The organism is Methylomonas rhizoryzae (assembly GCF_008632455.1).
Classification (GTDB): domain Bacteria; phylum Pseudomonadota; class Gammaproteobacteria; order Methylococcales; family Methylomonadaceae; genus Methylomonas; species Methylomonas rhizoryzae.
In genome coordinates, this window is sequence record NZ_CP043929.1 from 1,683,740 (window position 1) to 1,700,898 (window position 17,159).

Here is a 17,159-nt window from a genome sequence, read left to right on the forward strand (position 1 = left end):
GTCCTTTACGATATAACGCCAAGCTCAGCCGAGGAAGGCCGCACATCGCGGCCTGACGTCGGCTGGAGCGCCGTGTTATGCGTATTTGCCATGTAGCGAGGGTGCTGCAGGGCTTTTTCATACTCCTCACTTGAATAGAACGGCCAAACTTCAAGATTTCCGTAACCATTAAAATGTTCATCAAGACGCTTGGTTGCCTTTCCAAGCGAAAGAAGCCAGATAATCGGGCGGAGAGTTTTATAGTAAAGTGGCCATTTAGGCCACCTGTACTCAAAGTCACTTTTGAGAAAAACAATGGCGCGTTTAATGACCACCAACTGATTTTCATTTAACGCCCACTTGCCTTTTAATTTGTGCCTTTGCAAATCATCATAGGTAAGCCACATTTCGTCATAAATGGCATTCACGCCACGGTCTTCAGTTTCTAATTCGAATATTGCATCATCAAACTCGAAATTATCCATAAAACACTCAACAAAGTGCCTAATTTCTTCCGCCAACTTATTTCGTGCTTTACGGTCAATCATGTTTTTACGCATAACGTTCGACGTAAGGGGCCTGCCGAAGGCAGGTCCCCTTGACGGAGGGGTTAAGCCTCGCTGGCTGGGTTAATTGCACCATTGCTCTTGGCAGGGAATGCCATCATTGTTGCCATCCATCTTCGTGCCCGGGCAGTTGTTTATGAACCACTTCGCCTCCGCGCACGATGTCATCTGCGAGCAGTAGGTTCGTCCGTCACAGCTGAAACTCGCAGGGGATATCGAAATCGATGGCGCGCGCGTCAAGGGGATGGCCGGTTGCGCGGCAAGTTCCCTGCGGTGCTGCCAGCCAGTGAACTGCTTGTAGCCCCAGGTGCCGCCCACGGCAAGCAAGGCGACCATGACGACAACTCCAATCCAACTTGTCCGTGACTTTGAGGTGGCGCTCCCGCTTACCCTTTGCGACCTAGCCGCTCCCACTGCCAGACGCACGATCTTTACAGCCTGAGGCTTGCCGTCACGGCCTCGATCCAGTTCGTAGGAGAGCTTCTCGCCTACAGTTGGTCTTGTTCCGTCTCGCGGAAATGCACTCACATGAACGAATATTTCAGCTCCGCCATGCGTGGGGGCGATGAAGCCGAAGCCTCGATCTTCGTTCCAATTGCGGAGAGTGCCAGTAAGGGGCATTGCGAGGCCTAACAAGAAATTAGATAGTTAACCGTATATCCACCCGAAAATGCTCTTCGATACGATAATTTATTGATCTGCATATAAATTTCCTTTCCGTTTATCATCGAGGACGGGCGGCCGCGTGACGCGGTCATCGAATCGGTCTGCATTGAATCAGAATGCGCGGTAGAAGGCAACGGGGCGGCGGATGTGCGCGCAAACAAATCCAGCACCCCATTTCGGCGGTTGTGCCGGCCGCTTGGGCAAATTCATGCCTGTTTACCCCGCAATCTTTACGATATTTTTACCGGCTTGTTCGTAAACTTATGTTGTTCCATTTTTTCCGCGCCGGCAAAGACAGTCATGAACAACGAACGTCCAGACCCCGATCAATTACTCGCCCGAGTCGAGCGCGATCAAGCCAGAGCCCGGCGTGGCCGCTTGAAAATTTTTTTCGGCGCGGCGGCAGGCGTCGGCAAAACCTTTGCGATGCTGTTGGCCGCCAGGGAACGGCGGGCCGAAAATCTGGACGTGGTGGTCGGCGTGGTGGAAACCCACGGCCGCAAGGAAACCAAAGCCCTACTGGAGGGCCTGGAAGTATTGCCTTTGCGTAAAATCGAATACAAAGGCACGGTGCTGCAGGAGTTCGATCTGGATGCGGCGCTGAAGCGGCGCCCGGCCATCATTTTGGTCGATGAGCTGGCGCATTCCAATGCGCCGGGTTCCCGCCATCCCAAACGCTGGCAGGATATTCACGAATTGCTGGATGCCGGTATCGACGTGTATAGCGCCTTGAACGTGCAGCATCTGGAAAGCCTGAACGACGATATTGGTCAGATTTCCGGTATTCGGGTTTGGGAAACCGTGCCGGACACGTTTTTCGAAGATGCCGACGAAGTGGAACTGGTGGATTTGCCGCCGGACGAATTGCTGCTGCGCCTTAAGGAAGGCAAGGTGTACCTGCCGCAGCAGGCCCAGGAGGCCATCCATCATTTCTTCCGCAAAGGCAATTTGATTGCCTTGCGGGAATTGTCGTTGCGGCAAACGGCCAATCGCGTGGACGCGCAAATGCTGGATTACCGCGAAGACAACGCCATCCGCGAGGTTTGGCAGGTCGGCGACCGTATCCTGGTGTGTATAGGTCCTAACGAATTAGCCGAGCGCCTGGTACGGGCCGGCAAGCGTTTGGCCAACAGCCTGCGCGCCGAATGGATAGTCGCTTATGTGGAAACCCCGCAATTGCAACGGATGCCGGCCGAAAAGCGCGACGGCGTGCTGCGCATCCTGCGCCTGGCCGAGCAACTCGGCGCGGAAACCGTGACCCTTAGTGCGCCGGAGATGAGCACGGCCTTGATTCGCTTTTCCCGCGAACGCAATATCAGCAAGATCGTGATCGGTAAACCCAGTCGGCGCGGTTGGCGGCGTTGGATATTGGGATCGGTGGTGGATGCCTTGATCAGCCGTGCCCACAATATCAATATTTACTTGCTGGGCAGCCCGCAAACACGGGAGCGCGGTGACAGCCAGCCGGAACTGTCGCTATTTAGAAAAAGCTCTTTGCCGGGTTTGAAACAACGTATCCCTTCCAAGACCAAGCGGCGCTATGCGGGTTATTTTTGGGCCGTTGCGGTTACGGTGTTGAGCACGATACTCGGCCGTTTGATGATAGGCCGCCTGGAGTTGGCCAATTTGGTCATGGTTTACTTGTTGGGCGTGGTGTTCATCGCCACCCGGTTCGGACGCGGGCCGTCCATTTTGGCTTCCGTGCTGAGCGTCGCTTGTTTCGATTTTTTATTCGTGCAGCCTTTTTACAGTTTGTCCGTTTCGGATAGCCAATATCTCATTACCTTGCTGGCCTTATTGGTGGTCGGAATCGTGATTAGCAGCTTGACCGCCAACGTGCGTTCGCAGGCTAAAGTGGCCGCGCATCGAGAACGCCGGGCCGCGGCGCTGTACTCCATGAGCAAGGAGCTCAGCAGCAGTCAATCGGAAGAGGAGGTGATGCGGGTTGCCGTCAAGCATCTCTATTCGGAATTCAGCAGCCGCAACGTGATATTGTTTCCCAATAGCCAGGGGCGCATGGTGTTTCCGAACAAGCAAGCCCTTGCCGAATCGTTGCTGGGCGCCGATTTGAGCGTGGCGCAATGGGTTTTCGACCACAATGAAATCGCCGGTCAAGGTACCAATACGTTGCCGGGTGCTTCGGCCGTCTATTTCCCTATCCATAATGAAGATAAGGTGTTGGGTGTGTTAGCGTTATTGCCGGTCAATCTGCGTCGGGTATTTTTGCCGGAACAACAAAAACTGTTGGAAACCTTTTTACGTCAGATCGGCCAGGCTGTTGCCAGAATCCGCTTTTCCGAACAGGCCCGCTCGACCTTAATGCAAATGGAAGCCGAGCGCTTGCGCAATTCGCTGCTGAGCGCGATTTCTCACGATTTGCGCACGCCACTGGCCACCATTATCGGCTCGGCCAGCGCCATCGTCCAAAATGAGGAGAAATTACGGCCCGCAGACCGAATCGAACTGGGACAGGGCATTGTCGACGAGGCCGAACGGATGTCCAATCTGGTCAATAGCATTCTGGACATGGCCAAATTGGAGACCGGGTTACTGGAATTGAATAAACAATGGTATCCGCTGGAAGAAATCATTGGCACCGCGCTGACCCAATTGCATGGTCAATTGGCCGGCCGGCCGGTCAGGGTCAAACTGCCGGAAGGCATTCCGATGGTGTTGGCCGATGCGGTGATGATAGAGCAGGTGTTGATCAATCTGTTGGAAAACGCGGTGCGCTATACGCCCGTCGGGAGCGCTTTGGAGATTGTCGCCGAGATTGGCGAAACTTCGGCCGAGATTGCCGTGCTGGATCATGGTCCCGGTATTCCCAAAGGCCAGGAAGAACGGTTGTTCGAGAAATTTTATCAGGCACGCCATGAAAGCGCGCAAAGCGGGGTCGGGTTGGGACTGGCCATTTGCCGAGCCATCGTCGAAATTCACGGTGGCCGAATTGTTGCCCGCAACCGGGCGGAAGGCGGGGCGGCCTTTAGTTTCACCCTGCCGTTGGATCAAGCGCCTCCCAGCGTGGAAGCCGAGGAATAATGCCTTTATCGACGCGTCGCTCACTATGTCAAAATCCGATCCCGTCATCGTCGTCATTGAAGACGATCCGTCCATTCGACGTTTTCTGCGTACCAGTCTTGGCGCGCACGGCTTTAAGGTCTTCGACGCCGAGACCGGTAAACAAGGTCTGGTCGAAGTGGGCGTGCGCAAGCCCGATTTGGTGATTCTGGATCTGGGATTACCCGACATGGATGGCGTCGATGTGATCAAAACCATGCGATCCTGGTCGTCCGTGCCTATCATCATTTTGTCGGCGCGCAGCGGCGAGCAGCAGAAAATCGAGGCCTTGGATGTCGGTGCCGACGATTATTTGACCAAGCCCTTCGGCTTCGGCGAATTGTTGGCGCGAATCCGGGTTGCTTTACGCCATGCTGCCAGGCTACAGGAACCTACCCAGGACAATGTCTTTATTACGGGTAACCTCAAAGTGGACCTGGCTAACCGCTTGGTCAGCGTGGAGGCGCGGGAGGTCCACCTCACGCCGATTCAATATCGTCTTTTGATGGTACTGGTCAAAAACGCCGGAAAAGTCTTAACGCATCAACAAATTCTGAACGAAGTCTGGGGGCCGGCCTACCGGGAAAACGCCCATTACCTGCGGATTTACATGAGCCAATTGCGGCAAAAACTGGAAGCCGATCCGACCCGGCCGACATTTTTGCTGACCGAGTCCGGTGTGGGTTACCGGTTGAAATTAGGTGAACGCAGCGAATCCGGCTAATACATCGTGCCTATGTTGACGGATTTCATCGGCGCATAGGCCCGGCCGCCGATGTATTCGCGAAATGATCGTCTAATATTGGCCTGGAAGCGTCTAGCGGCAATCTTAAGCGCAACTTCGTAGTGATCGCCGGAGCGTCCGCTATTGAATGCTTTGTGATTCATGCCGGTTTTGACGTCGGCGGCAGGTGGAGAAAGAGGTCTGCCGTTAAAACAACGGCAGACCATGCGGAGCAAACTTTTTCTCAACAACGGTATCGAAACACCCGGGATTTTTTTTGCGACGTAGTAAGCATGGAACTCGACGAATACATCAAACTACTGGCCGGACTATTGTCGGTCGTTGACCCGGTTGGGGCTATTCCTCTGTTCATCAGCCTGACCGAGCAGCGTAGTTCCTCCGAGCGGCGGCGGATCGCATGGGTTTGCTCAATGTCGGTCGGGGCCGTGCTTATGCTGGCCCACACAGGCGGTAGCGCGTGGTTGGCATTCTTCGGTATCGGTATCCCGTCGTTTCAAATCGCCGGCGGCATTATCATCCTGTTGATGGGAATTTCCATGGTCAAAGCGTCCCATGACCGTTCCAGAAATACTCCGGAAGAACGGGCCGAATCGGTCGAGAAAGATTCGATTGCCGTGGTACCTATGGCTATTCCCCTGTTAAGCGGGCCGGGCGCGATGAGTACCGTCATCGTCAACCATAATTTGAATCCATCCTGGGATTACGATCTTTTGGCAACTTGTGTGATTGCCACGGTGGCGCTGATCGTACTGGTTTGTTTGTTGATGGCGGAAACGATTGCCAATTTACTGGGCAGAACCGGGATCAACGTGATTACCCGCGTATTCGGTTTGATTATTTTATCGCTAGCCGTGGAGTTTATTACCCGGGGCTTGGCGGAGGTTTTTCCCATATTGGCGAAAACGTCGATTTAGGCAGTCTGAATAATTCGGGCCGACAATCATTTTGACTTAGGGGGTATTGATGAAACGGTTAGCTTCCATGTTGAGCGCCGCCGTTTTGCTCGCGACGGCCGCGTACTGTCATGCGGATGTTTATAAATGCCGGCGTGCCGGGCAAGTCTTCTATCAACAACGCCCGTGTAAAGACAATTCGGAAACGGGCAAGCTGGACATAGCGCCGCAAACGCAGGCTGAAAAGGCAATCGCCCGGGAAAAACTGCAAGCGATTCGGAGGCAATTCGATGCCGGAAAAGCCGCGGCGGAGCAAGCACGAGCTGCGCAGGGGGCGCCGGCCCAGCAGGCTGAGCCGGAAAGTCCGCCGGTGCGGCGCATGTACATGTTCGGCAATCCTTTAAACGAGCCGGTTGACCCCGATGTTCCCGTAGATCCGAACCAGCCGGTACAAATTATTTATCCGTGGGGCAATCCGCGCCATCAGCCTGAAGAATGAGACGGTTTCAGGCCGGTTCCGCCGTGACGCGTCGGTTTTTTTCGAGCAAGGCGTAATAAGGCAACAAAGCGCCCATCAGTGCTTGATAAATGGCGAAAGCATCGGTGGGATCTTTCTGTTTGAGTTCGGCAACTTCGTTTAGAAAGCGATGCAGCATTTTGAACAAATTCTCTATCGTCATTGCCAGCCAGGCATCGTTGGTAATCCATTTGTCGATGAATTCGTCCAGCCGGGCGAAAGTCAGTTTCAGTAGCGGATAAGAGGTTTGCGTTTCCTTGAATTCCCGTAGCGTCATATATTCTATATAAGCCCGGTCGGATGCCAGCCGCGGCTGATTGGTGATACTAAGGTAAGTAGCTTTGTAGTCTGCGTGGGCGGCATCGAATTTTTCGCAAAATTCGGTTTCGTTAGTAATTTCGAGCCAAGGTAAAACATTCACAAGGGTTACGACATAGCACTCGCCTATCGCCGCCAGCATTTTGTCGAATTGCTCGACGAAAGCCGGTTTGGTCAGTTCGCCTTTAATCAGAGTTTCAAGCGCGGCTAATTCGTGCGCAGTAACGCCAACCGTGGCCAATTCCCGCGTGAGTTTGAGTTCGACTGCCATATTGCCGATACCTATTGTTGCTGGTCTGGAGAAAAGTTAAACATCGCTCGCCGTGTTTTACCTCATTCGGTCAGATCGACCACTTCGGCAACGCAGGCATTGTCTTTGACGGTATGCAACGCATTGTCGAATACCATAGGCGAGTTGTATAAAATGCTTTTAACCAGAATGCTCCCGCCGGCATCCTTGATCACGAAAAACGTGTCGCCCTCAGGCACTTTGCCGGCGGCGATTTGGTTGCTCATTAACGAGCCGGTCCTCACTTCCTTGATTGCCTGCATGGCTTCCTCCTTGTTGTCGTAATCGCCGCTCATCAATATCAGTTCGCCGCTACTGTTGAGGAAGTTGAAAAAATACTGCTTTTCGTCGTTGGTTTTCAGTTCGAAAGTGGCTGGCATGTTTTTTTCCGCTAGTGTTCGGTTGGAATGGATTGTTCGCCGATCGACTATTTGTCTACCGATTCCTCACGAATTACCGGAAAGCCCTGCGGAGAAGGAATCACAATGTACGAGCGGCGCCTGCAATATCCCCGACGCAAGCATTATGCCAAGAAAAAGTCCTTTGTAATCAATGCAAAGAGTGCGCTAGCGTGTTTCTTTGTTGGTTTTGCTACACGACATTGACCGGATTTCGTTAGTTTTGGAGCTGTATCATGGCTGTGTAGCGTTTGAATGTCTGAGAAGCGACAAAGGCCTTGTAACGGCAACCCAGCCATGCTGGATAGTCACAGCTGGGTTTTAGTAGTCATTCTCATAATCCAGGCGGTAACAATGTCGATGGTTGTCGGTATAGAATGCCGCTTTAGTGTCTTTTAAGCAGTTTGCCCCGCTAGTTCCATGTCGCGATTTATGTTGAGATTATCCTTTCTGTGCTTGGCGCTATTGTTGCCGGCCGTTTCCATAGCGGCAGCCAATGCCGAGCCGCCCGCATCCGCCGCGCCGCGGCAATTATCCTTGGCCAACGAGGCTTGGTCGGGCGATTTCGAACAAATGCTGGATAGGCGTTTGATCCGGGTGTTGGCACCTTATAGCCGCACTTTGTATTTTCACGACAAAGGCCGGGAGCGCGGTTTGACCGCCGAGCTGGCGCGCAATTTCGAGCGTTACATCAATCGCAAATACGCCAAGCGCCTGCAAAAACGCCCGGTTACCGTAGTGATCGTGCCGGCTACCCGCGAAAGGTTGCTGGAAGACTTGAACAACGGTTTGGGTGACATCGTGGCCGGCAATTTGACCGAAACCCCGGAACGTCTGGAAGTCGCGGATTTTTTGGCGCCGGACGACTTTTCGATATCCGAACTCGTTTTGACCGGCCCGGCTGCCATGCCGGTGGATAGCGTCGAAGAGCTAGCCGGCAGAACCGTGCATGTGCGGCCGTCGTCCAGTTATTACCAAAGTCTCGCGGCGTTGAATCAACGGCTCGGCTCTGCCGGCCGGCCGCCCGTCAATATCGTTTCGGTACCGGATGCCATCGAAGACGAGGATTTGATGGAAATGCTGAATGCCGGCGTGATCGGCATTAGCGTGGTCGACGATTGGAAAGCCGACATTTGGGCCAAGGTGTTGCCTAACATTACCGTCACCGACGTAACCGTTCGTTCGGCCGGCCGCATCGGTTGGGCGTTTCGCAAACAAAGCCCCCAGTTAAGGGCCGCATTGCAGGATTTCTATGTCAGCGACGTCAAAAAACACCGGCTGATAGAGCAAAGCGTGATTGCCTTTAACAAAGGTATCAAGCAAATCGGCAACAACACGGCGGACAGCGATTGGCGGCGCTTTGCCGACATGTTGAAGCTGTTCGAAAAATACGGCGGTCAATACCGTTTCGATCCTTTAATGCTGGCAGCCCAGGGATATCAAGAATCGCAGCTCAAGCAAGAGGTGCGCGGCCCTAGCGGCGCCGTCGGCGTGATGCAGATATTGCCGTCTACCGGCAAAACCCTGAAGGTGGGCGATATTCGCTTGTTGGAGCCCAATATCCATGCCGGCGCGAAATACTTGGACGACTTAATGGCGCGCTACTTCGCCGGGGTCGATTTCAACGAGGACGACAGAACCCTGTTTGCCTTTGCCAGCTATAACGCCGGACCCGGCACCATCAACCGGCTGCGTAAGGAAGCCGAAAAACGCGGTTTGGACCCGGACCGCTGGTTCAATAATCTGGAGTTGGTGGTGGCCGATCAGGTCGGTTGGGAGACGACTACCTACGTGCGCAACATTTACAAATACTATGCCGCCTATAAATTGCAGTTGGCAGTCCAACAATATCAGCGTCAGGCTAGAGAGCAATTCGTGCCCTAAGCCGGGCGCGGTCTTACATCAAGCAGGCGCTAAAGATGATACCGAGATTAGCCTCACCGCTGTTTTTCGCGCTTGTTATAATGCGGCCCTTTTCAATGCCAAGGCGGGCTAGGCACCGCAATGAAAAAAGCCATTCAAAACATTTATACCGGACTATCCCAGTCGGCCTTGGCGCAAAAAGCGCAAGCGCATTACGCCGCCGGGCGCTATAAGGAAGCCGCCGATGCATTCAAGGAACTTCTGAAGCAAGCGGATAACCCCGAATATAGGTGGTGTTTGGCGGATTGCTACTTGCAACGCGCGCGGACCATGGCGGAAAAAGGCATGTTCAAGGAAGCTTGCGTGCTGTGGGAAAATTACGCGGCATGCGGTCCGGAGCCGCTGCAAGGGCGCGACGGCTACGTCATTTGGCTGCTGGCCGGCAAAAGCCATGCTAAGGCTTATGCCGAGCTGGCGAGTTTCGACGCCCGCCGGTTGGAGGAGGATTACCCGGAGTTTGCCGCTTATCTGGGCGCTTTGTTGCTGGCCGGCATGAGCGAATTGTTGTCGCACTTGCCTGAAGATGCACCGTTGTGTCGGCATTGGCAATCGGTTGAACAGGCCTTGGCCGCCTTGCGCAGCGGCGACCGGGAGGCCTGCGAGCGGGCCTTGAAAAATCTGCCGTTCCGCTCGGCATTTCGCGATTTGCGTACCGTGCTAAAAGCGCAAATGCAGGCGGGGGATGCGCTCGATGCGGCGGCGATGCTGGCCAAAATCCCCCAGGCTTCGCCTTATCGTCCGCTGGCCGACGCCTGTCTGGCCTACCGGCGGCAGGGCGCGGAGTTCGTTGCCGCCCTGGCCGCTCTGGAATACCAGCAGCGCCGCACGCTTGCGCATGCCGGACGGCTGACTGCCAAGCAACTGAATTTGCTGGATAGCCTGATCAAACATAGCGCGCAGTTGAACGACAAAATGCGCTTCAATTTGGTATTGCAGTATCGGGAATTGTTCGGTAGCGCGGCCGCCCAAGCCTATTGTCTGGGGGCTTTGCAGGATTATCCGGCCGGTCAAAAAGACTACCTCAAGCACTTTGCGGTCACGGATCCGTTCGAACAAAACCGCTTGCAGGCTTTACTGTACGAGCGAGACAAAAAATTTTTCGATGCGGCCTTTCATTGGGAACGGTGCCTCGAAATCCTGAAACGGCAGCGTCCCACGCACGATAAAAAAGTCGCGCTGATCTTAAGACACATGGCCGAGTACGCGCCTTGCCGCGATGCCGCGACGTTTTTGGCCGATAGCCTGGAATACGATCCCGACGACCGGGACACTTATTTGGCCTTGCTGGCGCTCTATCAGGGGCGGTTGGCGGATACGGCCAAATACCAGCATTGGCTGGAAATCGGCTTGGCGCGTTTTCCCGGCGATACCGACTTGCTGGTGCGGGCCGCCAAATCGGCGGCCGAGCGGAAAGCTTTCAAAAAAGCGGCCGGCTATGCCAAAGCCTTGTTGAAGATCGATCCCGTCAATACCTTGGCCAAACAATTGCTTTTCGCCAATCACATGGCGCATGCCCGCCGTTTGCTGAAAGGCGAAAAATTTCATTTGGTGGAAAAAGAACTTCAAGCGGCCGAGGGTTTGAGCGTCGACAAAGGTTTACGCCGCCAAGCCGAATTGTTGCGCGGTTTTTACCGTTGGCAGGCGCAAGACAAGAAACAAGGCTTGCAGTTGATCGTCGATACTTTGGCAACGCTCAACGGCGATCCGCTCAATATGCAATTTCAGGCGCACATGGAAGCCGGCTTGTTGGACTTGCCGACCGTGGCCTTGACCCGTGCCTTGCCGCCGGTCAAGGCCTATTTGCTGTCGGCGCCGGAACTGCAGTGCTTGATCGACTCGCTGGAATATTACGACGAGCAATTGGAAGATAGAACCTGCTTGTTCAAAGCCTTGGATAAAATCAAGGCGCCGTTGAAGAATTCGCTGCCGTGGTTGCTCGGGCACGACGAATTGTTGTTGTCGTGGTGCCAAGTATTGGCCCAGATCGGCTATTACGAGTTATTGAAGCACTGCACAAAATTGCTCAACGACAAACGGCGAAAACCGCTGTGGACTTATTACCAGATCCTGGCGGAATGCCAAGGCGATGCCGGGCGCATGGATATCATGGCGCCGTATCACTTACATATAGCATTGGAGCAGGCGCGGACGGAGAACGACCGTAAGACCGCCATTTTGATAGAGCGTTTGCTCGATCAAGCCACTGGGCTAAGAAATCCGTTTTTGTTCGAGGACGATGCCGACGATTTTGAGCAAGCATTCGACGACGATCCGGTAGACGATTTGTTCGGGCACTTGCCTGCACCCTTGATGCAGCGGATCGACAAGGGGCTGGAAAGCTTGATGAAAAAATATTCCTCGGAGCAGTTTGCCGACAAAATGCTGAGTGATTACGGCGCTCGTATAGGGCGGCAACGTATGGCGGTGCTCTTGATGAACGAAGACTTTTTCTGGACGATGGCGTACTACGCCGCCGCCGAAGCCTTGAAGCTAGACACCGGCGTCACTATCGAAGACATCGTAAAACACTTCGAAGACGATACGCCGCAATTTCAGTTGCCTTTCAATTGAGTCACGATGATTTCACCGTATCGCGCCCTGGGCGTCAGCGAACAAGCCTCCGACGCCGAGATTAAACAAGCTTATTTGCAACAGGTTAAAGAGCACCCGCCCGAGCGCGATCCTTTGCGGTTTCGGCAAATTCAACAGGCCTACGACGTCGTCAAAGACCAAAATAGCCGCCTGCGCTATGCCTTGTTTCATCTGCCCGAGCTCGATTTCGACGCATTGCTGGCGCTGGCTTTCAACCATGACGGCGCCGACAGGCCTATGGCTACCGACGATTTCCTCAAGCTTTTGAGCACGATGTCGATCGAAAAAACCCTCGCGAAATACAACAAAACGCCTTCATGACCGCAGAAAATCCGCACGATCCCTTACTGGAAGCCTTACAGCAGTATTTGCAGGAAACCGATTTCGCCCATCTGACCGCCTTCGATCAGCCGGATTTGACGGCCTTGTTCAGCGATCTGGCCGGACTTAAAACCGAAGTCAAAGCCGAATCGCGGCAATTCAAGGCCACGCTTGACGCCCTGAGCGTAGCGGTCGAAGCCCTCAAAACCGACAATCAGGCTTTGGCCGGCGAATTAACCAAGTCCGCCGAGCGCCTGCAACAACAATGCAAACAACTGGAACGAGCGATGCTGCTGGAATGGATCGATTGTTACGACCGTCTCAGCGCCGGCTATGAAGCGCTGCAAAACTACCGGCCGGCCGCCGGCTGGTTCAAGCGCTCCCGGCAAGCCGACGTCCGCTTTATCGACAGCCTCAGACAAGGGCAGGAAATTACCCTGAGGCGTCTGGAACAAGCGCTGCAGCGTCGGCAAGTGTATGCCATGGCTTGCGTCGGCAAGCCGTTCGATGCGCACAGTATGACCACCATCGCGGTCGGCAGCGACCCCAGCCGGGAAAACGCCGTCGTATTGGCAGAACTGCGCAGAGGTTTTCTGCTGGAAGACCAAGTGCTGCGGCTGGCCGAAGTCAAAGTCAATAAACTTTAATTTAATAGCATCATTATGAACGACATCATTATCGGCATAGACCTGGGTACTACCAATTCGGAAGTTGCGGTGATCGAAAACGGCAACGTCACCGTGATTGCCGATCACGGCAATAAAATCCTGCCGTCTTTCGTCGGCATCGACGACCAGGGTGAAGTTCTGGTCGGCGAAACCGCGCGCAACCAATATCTGATTTATCCGGAGCGCACGGTCAAATCGATCAAGCGGTTGATGGGGCAAGATACCCGCGTCACGATGGCCGGGCAGCAATACACGCCGCAGGAAATTTCAGCGATTATTCTCAAACGCCTGAAAGCGATTGCCGAAAGTTACGCCGGCCGGCCTATCAGCAAAGCGGTGATTACCGTGCCGGCCTATTTTTCCGATGCACAACGCCAGGCCACCCGCGAAGCCGGTGAAATCGCCGGGCTGGACGTGGTGCGGATGATCAACGAGCCGACCGCGGCCGCGCTGGTCTACGGCGCCGGCCGGGAGGATGCGAAACGCATGCTGGTTTACGACTTGGGTGGCGGCACCTTCGACGTCTCGGTGGTCAACGTGCAAAGCGGCGTTGTCGAAGTGCTGTCCAGCCACGGTGACAATCACTTGGGCGGCGACGATTTCGACCAATTGATCGTCGATCACATGGTCGAGCACCTTCGCCAGCAACACGGCGTCGAGCTCGAAGAACACGGCAAGGCGATGGCGCGCATCAGCCGCGCCGCAGAACAGGCCAAGCGGCGCTTGTCCGACGAGCCTTTTGTACAAATCGAGGAGGAATACCTGCTGGAACATCGGGGTACGCCTATTCATTTGAATTTGGAGCTGGCGCGTTCCCGCTATGAAGACATGATAGCCGACCACATCAACGCCACGATGGACGCCACCCATATCGCATTGAAAGGCGCCAGGCTGACCGCCTCCGACATCGACGAAATCATCCTGGTCGGCGGCTCCACCCGTACCCCGTGCATCCGCGAACGCTTGTTCGACGAATTCGGCTTCGAGCCGCACGGCGAGGTCGATCCGGATTTGTGCGTGGCGATGGGCGCGGCGATGCAGGCGGCGATGATTAACGGCCAACAGATCGATACGGTATTGGTCGACGTCACTCCGTATACCTTCGGTACCAGCGCACTCGGCTACCTGGACGGCATGCCCTATCCTTACCAGTTCGTGCCTATCATTCACAAGAACAGCGTGTTGCCGGCGCGCAAGTCCGAAGCCTTCATGACCTATCAGGACAATCAACGCGAAGTCATGGTGCGGATTTTCCAGGGCGAAGACCCGGATGCGTTGAATAACGTCGAAATCGGCGAGTTTCTGGTCGAAGACTTATTGGATGTGCCGGCCGGCAACATCATCACCTTGACGCTGGATTTGGACTTGAACGGTATTTTGCACGTCTCGGCTCGGGAAAAAGCCTCCGGCAAAGAAAAAACCATCACCATCAACAACGCGATTTCCCGTTTCGAATCGACGGAATTGAGCGCCGCCAAACAACGCATCGACGGCCTGTTCGGCGCGGCGGACGGCGAGTCGGAAAGCCCGGCGGCAGCGGAAGCGCGCAAGCTGATCCAAAAAGCCGAAGCGCTGTTCGATAGCGTGTCCGCAGAAGACAAGGACGATATGGTCGACTTGATCGAAGCCATTACCGATTGTCTGGCCAGCGGTGACGATAACGGATTAAAAGAGCCGGTCGAGCGCTTGAGCGACATCCTCTACTACTTGGAATCCTGATGCAGCGCTGCCCGGCCTGCAATGCTAGGCTAGGCTCGGCGCCGGTTTGCCCGCGCTGCGGTGCCGAGCTAAGCCGTATCCTGCGTAGCGAACGCTTGGGCGAACAATGGCTGAGCGTCACCTTGCAAAGTCTCGGTGCCGGCAGGGTAGCGCTTGCGGCGCCGGCCGTCATGCGTTCGTTGAGTTTCAAGCAAACGCCGGCGGGCCATTTGTTAAAAGGCTTTTTGATAAAAACCTTGTATCGGATGTTGTACGATAGCTTGGGCAGTCAACATTGGCAGGAAGCAGCTAAGCTGTTAGGGCTTTTGCGCTGCTTGCAAGGCGAAAACCCGGCCTTAACCCGCTTTGCCGAGATGATAGGCCATCTGTCGACGCCGCCTAAGCACGAGTGAGCGGCGAGTAAGCCGGCGCCGAATTGATTCAATAACCGGCAAAGTCCGGACACCGGTTCATCCCGGGGATACAGCGGCGCTTCGCCGAACTGCACTATGCTGAGAACGGGCATGGCTAAAAACATCGAAATAAAAGCTAGATTGGACAGCATTGCAGCTGTATTGCCACTTGCGGCGCAACTGGCGGATCAGGGGCCCTTCGAGATTATCCAAGACGATACGTTTTTCGTCTGCGCCAACGGCCGATTGAAATTGCGCGAATTTGCCGGCGGCGACGGCGAGCTGATTTTTTACCGGCGTCCGGACGCTTTAGGCCCCAAAGCTTCGCACTATCTGCTTGTCCCGACCCGCGAGCCGGAAACCCTTAGGCAGGTTTTAACGCAGGCTTACGGCCAAATCGGCCGGGTACGCAAGCATCGCACTTTAGCTGAAGACTTGCTGGCGCGTTTGGCCATTAAGCGGAATCAGCGGATAGAGGTGGCTTATCCGGATTTGCTAAGGCAAACCGGCGATGCCTGTTGAATGCTGAGCACAGCGTCCGAAGTCGATGCCGGAATCGCCGCACATGTGTCGCCGAATGAGGACGCTTGCCGGGCTTGGGTAGGGGCGGTAGAGAGTTCCGATTAAGCAAAGTTGCTGCCTGGGGGAACTGCCGCGTTGCAGTCTGCGCCGGTAAATTATCAGCTTTTGTTTCAGGGAGAGCACGGTTTATGAATGCAACGATCGCACTGTTGGGCGAATACTCGCCGTCCGGCCGCACGGGTAATAAGCGTTACAGGCTATGCGAGGAAACCGTAGCGGCTATTCTGTTCCGGCACTAAGCGGCCGTCAGTCATTTTTGAGACCTGTTATGTACATACCTAAACATTTCGAAGAACCGCGCCTGGACGCGATGTTGGCGTTGATACGGCGTTATCCGTTGTCTACCTTGGTTGCGAATGCGCCGGGCGGCTTGAATGCCGATCATATTCCGCTACATTGGATAGGCGACTCGGCCGCGCCGTACGGCACCTTGCGCGGTCATTTGGCGCGGGCCAACCCGCTGGCGAGTGAGCGGCTGCCCGAGGGTGAGGTGCTGGCCATCTTTCAGGCCGAGAATGCCTATATTTCGCCAAGTTGGTATGCCGGCAAGCAGGAAAGCGGCAAAGTGGTGCCGACCTGGAACTACGCAACCGTGCATGCCTACGGCTTCATGCGATTGATCGACGATGCGGAGTGGATACGCGCCGAACTGGCCGCGTTGACCGACGCGCAGGAAGCGGGCTTGCCTCATCCTTGGACTTTGTCGGACGCGCCGGCCGATTTTGTCGAGCAGTTGCTCGGTCAGGTGGTCGGCGTTGAAATCGTTGTGAGCCGTTTATTGGGTAAATGGAAGGTCAGTCAAAACCAGCCGCCCGCTAACCGCGACGGAGTAGTACGCGGTTTGGCCGAGGCCGGCCACGCCAAATTGGCGGCCTTGGTAGCCGCCGGTGCGGGATAACACACTTGAAAACCGGGAAAGGAAATGAGCACATTATTCGTAAGGCAAGCGTTGTTGTCCGATCTGCCGCAACTGGTACCGCTGTTCGACGCTTATCGGCAGTTTTACGGCAAAGCCGCAGACCCGACCGCTGCCCATAGTTTTCTGTTGGAGCGGATAGAGCGCGCCGAATCGGTGTTGTTCTTGGCCGAGGACGGCGGACAGGGTTTGGGCTTTGCCCAGTTGTATCCCTGCTTTTCCTCGGTGGTGCTGGCCAGAACTTATATTCTCAACGATTTGTACGTCGACGCCGGTTGTCGGCGGCAGGGTGTAGCCAAACGTCTGTTGGAAACGGCGGCCGATTACGCCGCCTCGGCCGGCGCGGTACGGTTGACGCTGGCGACCGCCATCGGCAACGCCGAAGCCCGGGCTTTATATCAGGCGGTCGGTTGGCAGCGCGACGAGCAATTTTTCGTCTATCACTTGCCGATCACCAATTGAGATGGGCAGGCGCGGACATCGCCGGTCTGCTGCATGCCATGCTTTCATGCGCCTTAGGTTACGAGTCGGTAACGCGCGGGTGTTGAACAACTTCTTGATATACGGGTGCCGCTGTTCGGTGATAATCGCCTTTCTTCCGCACGTCTCGGCAGCGTT

Annotated in this window: 18 protein-coding genes and 1 pseudogene; 13 read left to right on the top strand and 6 right to left on the bottom strand. The window is 55.0% G+C overall.

Features of this window, described 5'->3' with window-relative positions; translation table 11 throughout:
- Window positions 1-5: 5 nt before the first annotated feature.
- From F1E05_RS07785 to F1E05_RS20870, 3 genes and pseudogenes are all read right to left on the bottom strand, one after another.
- On the bottom strand, window positions 6-539 hold the full coding sequence (locus F1E05_RS07785) for a hypothetical protein (RefSeq protein WP_150047760.1): 534 nt from the start codon (window positions 537-539) through the stop codon (window positions 6-8).
- Window positions 540-608: 69 nt separating this feature from the next.
- Window positions 609-881: an excalibur calcium-binding domain-containing protein gene (locus tag F1E05_RS20545; RefSeq protein WP_232056858.1), complete on the bottom strand. Its 273-nt coding sequence runs from the start codon at window positions 879-881 to the stop codon at window positions 609-611.
- Between the two features lie 96 nt (window positions 882-977).
- Window positions 978-1,166 (bottom strand): annotated as a pseudogene (locus F1E05_RS20870) (cold-shock protein); the annotation flags it as partial.
- A 345-nt stretch (window positions 1,167-1,511) separates the two neighbouring features.
- Here F1E05_RS20870 and F1E05_RS07795 point away from each other — a divergent pair.
- Both F1E05_RS07795 and F1E05_RS07800 read left to right on the top strand, forming a co-directional pair.
- On the top strand, window positions 1,512-4,250 hold the full coding sequence (locus tag F1E05_RS07795) for a sensor histidine kinase (RefSeq protein WP_150047762.1): 2,739 nt from the start codon (window positions 1,512-1,514) through the stop codon (window positions 4,248-4,250).
- A gap of 25 nt (window positions 4,251-4,275) precedes the next feature.
- Window positions 4,276-4,992 carry a response regulator gene (locus F1E05_RS07800; RefSeq protein ID WP_150047763.1) on the top strand — a complete coding sequence of 239 codons (717 nt, stop codon included), beginning with the start codon at window positions 4,276-4,278 and terminating at the stop codon, window positions 4,990-4,992.
- Here the strand turns inward: F1E05_RS07800 and F1E05_RS20225 are convergent.
- The gene (locus tag F1E05_RS20225; RefSeq protein WP_190303277.1) at window positions 4,989-5,156 is read right to left on the bottom strand and encodes a hypothetical protein; all 168 of its coding nucleotides are present in this window, start codon (window positions 5,154-5,156) and stop codon (window positions 4,989-4,991) included. The two genes, F1E05_RS07800 and F1E05_RS20225, sit on opposite strands and share 4 nt — an antisense overlap.
- A 129-nt stretch (window positions 5,157-5,285) precedes the next feature.
- On the opposite strand from F1E05_RS20225, the gene F1E05_RS07805 reads away from it, so the two are divergent.
- Both F1E05_RS07805 and F1E05_RS07810 read left to right on the top strand, forming a co-directional pair.
- Window positions 5,286-5,927, top strand: a complete 642-nt coding sequence (locus tag F1E05_RS07805; RefSeq protein WP_150047764.1) for a MarC family protein — start codon at window positions 5,286-5,288, stop codon at window positions 5,925-5,927.
- Between the two features lie 49 nt (window positions 5,928-5,976).
- A complete protein-coding gene (locus F1E05_RS07810) occupies window positions 5,977-6,405 on the top strand; it encodes a DUF4124 domain-containing protein (protein ID WP_150047765.1) in 429 nt (142 codons plus the stop codon).
- Window positions 6,406-6,412: 7 nt separating this feature from the next.
- Here F1E05_RS07810 and F1E05_RS07815 read toward each other — a convergent pair whose 3' ends face one another.
- Together F1E05_RS07815 and F1E05_RS07820 are read right to left on the bottom strand one after the other, a co-directional pair.
- Entirely contained in the window at window positions 6,413-7,012 is a 600-nt protein-coding gene (locus F1E05_RS07815) for a hypothetical protein (RefSeq protein ID WP_150047766.1), read from the bottom strand.
- Between the two features lie 62 nt (window positions 7,013-7,074).
- Window positions 7,075-7,410, bottom strand: coding sequence for a YegP family protein (locus tag F1E05_RS07820; RefSeq protein ID WP_150047767.1), 336 nt, complete (start codon window positions 7,408-7,410; stop codon window positions 7,075-7,077).
- Window positions 7,411-7,860: 450 nt separating this feature from the next.
- On the opposite strand from F1E05_RS07820, the gene F1E05_RS07825 reads away from it, so the two are divergent.
- The 9 genes from F1E05_RS07825 to F1E05_RS07865 all read left to right on the top strand — a co-directional run bounded on the left by F1E05_RS07825 (window position 7,861) and on the right by F1E05_RS07865 (window position 17,003).
- The gene (locus tag F1E05_RS07825) at window positions 7,861-9,312 is read left to right on the top strand and encodes an MltF family protein (RefSeq protein WP_197737421.1); all 1,452 of its coding nucleotides are present in this window, start codon (window positions 7,861-7,863) and stop codon (window positions 9,310-9,312) included.
- A gap of 120 nt (window positions 9,313-9,432) precedes the next feature.
- Window positions 9,433-11,922, top strand: coding sequence for a tetratricopeptide repeat protein (locus F1E05_RS07830; protein ID WP_150047769.1), 2,490 nt, complete (start codon window positions 9,433-9,435; stop codon window positions 11,920-11,922).
- A gap of 6 nt (window positions 11,923-11,928) precedes the next feature.
- A complete protein-coding gene (locus F1E05_RS07835) occupies window positions 11,929-12,264 on the top strand; it encodes a J domain-containing protein (RefSeq protein ID WP_150047770.1) in 336 nt (111 codons plus the stop codon).
- Window positions 12,261-12,911 carry a nucleotide exchange factor GrpE gene (gene grpE, locus F1E05_RS07840; RefSeq protein ID WP_150047771.1) on the top strand — a complete coding sequence of 217 codons (651 nt, stop codon included), beginning with the start codon at window positions 12,261-12,263 and terminating at the stop codon, window positions 12,909-12,911. Before F1E05_RS07835 ends, grpE begins: the two co-directional genes overlap by 4 nt.
- A 15-nt stretch (window positions 12,912-12,926) precedes the next feature.
- Window positions 12,927-14,651 carry an Hsp70 family protein gene (locus F1E05_RS07845; protein ID WP_150047772.1) on the top strand — a complete coding sequence of 575 codons (1,725 nt, stop codon included), beginning with the start codon at window positions 12,927-12,929 and terminating at the stop codon, window positions 14,649-14,651.
- Window positions 14,651-15,043: a hypothetical protein gene (locus tag F1E05_RS07850; RefSeq protein WP_190303278.1), complete on the top strand. Its 393-nt coding sequence runs from the start codon at window positions 14,651-14,653 to the stop codon at window positions 15,041-15,043. Before F1E05_RS07845 ends, F1E05_RS07850 begins: the two co-directional genes overlap by 1 nt.
- A 111-nt stretch (window positions 15,044-15,154) precedes the next feature.
- Complete coding sequence (locus tag F1E05_RS07855; RefSeq protein ID WP_150047774.1) at window positions 15,155-15,565, top strand: class IV adenylate cyclase; 411 nt, start codon at window positions 15,155-15,157, stop codon at window positions 15,563-15,565.
- 328 nt (window positions 15,566-15,893) lie between these two features.
- Window positions 15,894-16,523 carry an FMN-binding negative transcriptional regulator gene (locus F1E05_RS07860; RefSeq protein WP_150047775.1) on the top strand — a complete coding sequence of 210 codons (630 nt, stop codon included), beginning with the start codon at window positions 15,894-15,896 and terminating at the stop codon, window positions 16,521-16,523.
- A gap of 24 nt (window positions 16,524-16,547) precedes the next feature.
- Window positions 16,548-17,003 carry a GNAT family N-acetyltransferase gene (locus F1E05_RS07865; protein WP_150047776.1) on the top strand — a complete coding sequence of 152 codons (456 nt, stop codon included), beginning with the start codon at window positions 16,548-16,550 and terminating at the stop codon, window positions 17,001-17,003.
- Window positions 17,004-17,159 lie beyond the last annotated feature (156 nt).

What these genes read in the sequence shown, in the direction of transcription:
- F1E05_RS20545 (WP_232056858.1), bottom strand. Translation starts at nt 881, where the DNA reads ATGGTCGCCTTGCTTGCCGTGGGCGGCACCTGGGGCTACAAGCAGTTC.
- grpE (WP_150047771.1), top strand. Translation starts at nt 12,261, where the DNA reads ATGACCGCAGAAAATCCGCACGATCCCTTACTGGAAGCCTTACAGCAG.
- F1E05_RS07835 (WP_150047770.1), top strand. Translation starts at nt 11,929, where the DNA reads ATGATTTCACCGTATCGCGCCCTGGGCGTCAGCGAACAAGCCTCCGAC.
- F1E05_RS20225 (WP_190303277.1), bottom strand. Translation starts at nt 5,156, where the DNA reads ATGAATCACAAAGCATTCAATAGCGGACGCTCCGGCGATCACTACGAA.
- F1E05_RS07785 (WP_150047760.1), bottom strand. Translation starts at nt 539, where the DNA reads ATGCGTAAAAACATGATTGACCGTAAAGCACGAAATAAGTTGGCGGAA.
- F1E05_RS07795 (WP_150047762.1), top strand. Translation starts at nt 1,512, where the DNA reads ATGAACAACGAACGTCCAGACCCCGATCAATTACTCGCCCGAGTCGAG.
- F1E05_RS07865 (WP_150047776.1), top strand. Translation starts at nt 16,548, where the DNA reads ATGAGCACATTATTCGTAAGGCAAGCGTTGTTGTCCGATCTGCCGCAA.
- F1E05_RS07845 (WP_150047772.1), top strand. Translation starts at nt 12,927, where the DNA reads ATGAACGACATCATTATCGGCATAGACCTGGGTACTACCAATTCGGAA.
- F1E05_RS07800 (WP_150047763.1), top strand. Translation starts at nt 4,276, where the DNA reads ATGTCAAAATCCGATCCCGTCATCGTCGTCATTGAAGACGATCCGTCC.
- F1E05_RS07815 (WP_150047766.1), bottom strand. Translation starts at nt 7,012, where the DNA reads ATGGCAGTCGAACTCAAACTCACGCGGGAATTGGCCACGGTTGGCGTT.
- F1E05_RS07830 (WP_150047769.1), top strand. Translation starts at nt 9,433, where the DNA reads ATGAAAAAAGCCATTCAAAACATTTATACCGGACTATCCCAGTCGGCC.
- F1E05_RS07825 (WP_197737421.1), top strand. Translation starts at nt 7,861, where the DNA reads ATGTTGAGATTATCCTTTCTGTGCTTGGCGCTATTGTTGCCGGCCGTT.
- F1E05_RS07805 (WP_150047764.1), top strand. Translation starts at nt 5,286, where the DNA reads ATGGAACTCGACGAATACATCAAACTACTGGCCGGACTATTGTCGGTC.
- F1E05_RS07855 (WP_150047774.1), top strand. Translation starts at nt 15,155, where the DNA reads ATGGCTAAAAACATCGAAATAAAAGCTAGATTGGACAGCATTGCAGCT.
- F1E05_RS07850 (WP_190303278.1), top strand. Translation starts at nt 14,651, where the DNA reads ATGCAGCGCTGCCCGGCCTGCAATGCTAGGCTAGGCTCGGCGCCGGTT.
- F1E05_RS07820 (WP_150047767.1), bottom strand. Translation starts at nt 7,410, where the DNA reads ATGCCAGCCACTTTCGAACTGAAAACCAACGACGAAAAGCAGTATTTT.
- F1E05_RS07860 (WP_150047775.1), top strand. Translation starts at nt 15,894, where the DNA reads ATGTACATACCTAAACATTTCGAAGAACCGCGCCTGGACGCGATGTTG.
- F1E05_RS07810 (WP_150047765.1), top strand. Translation starts at nt 5,977, where the DNA reads ATGAAACGGTTAGCTTCCATGTTGAGCGCCGCCGTTTTGCTCGCGACG.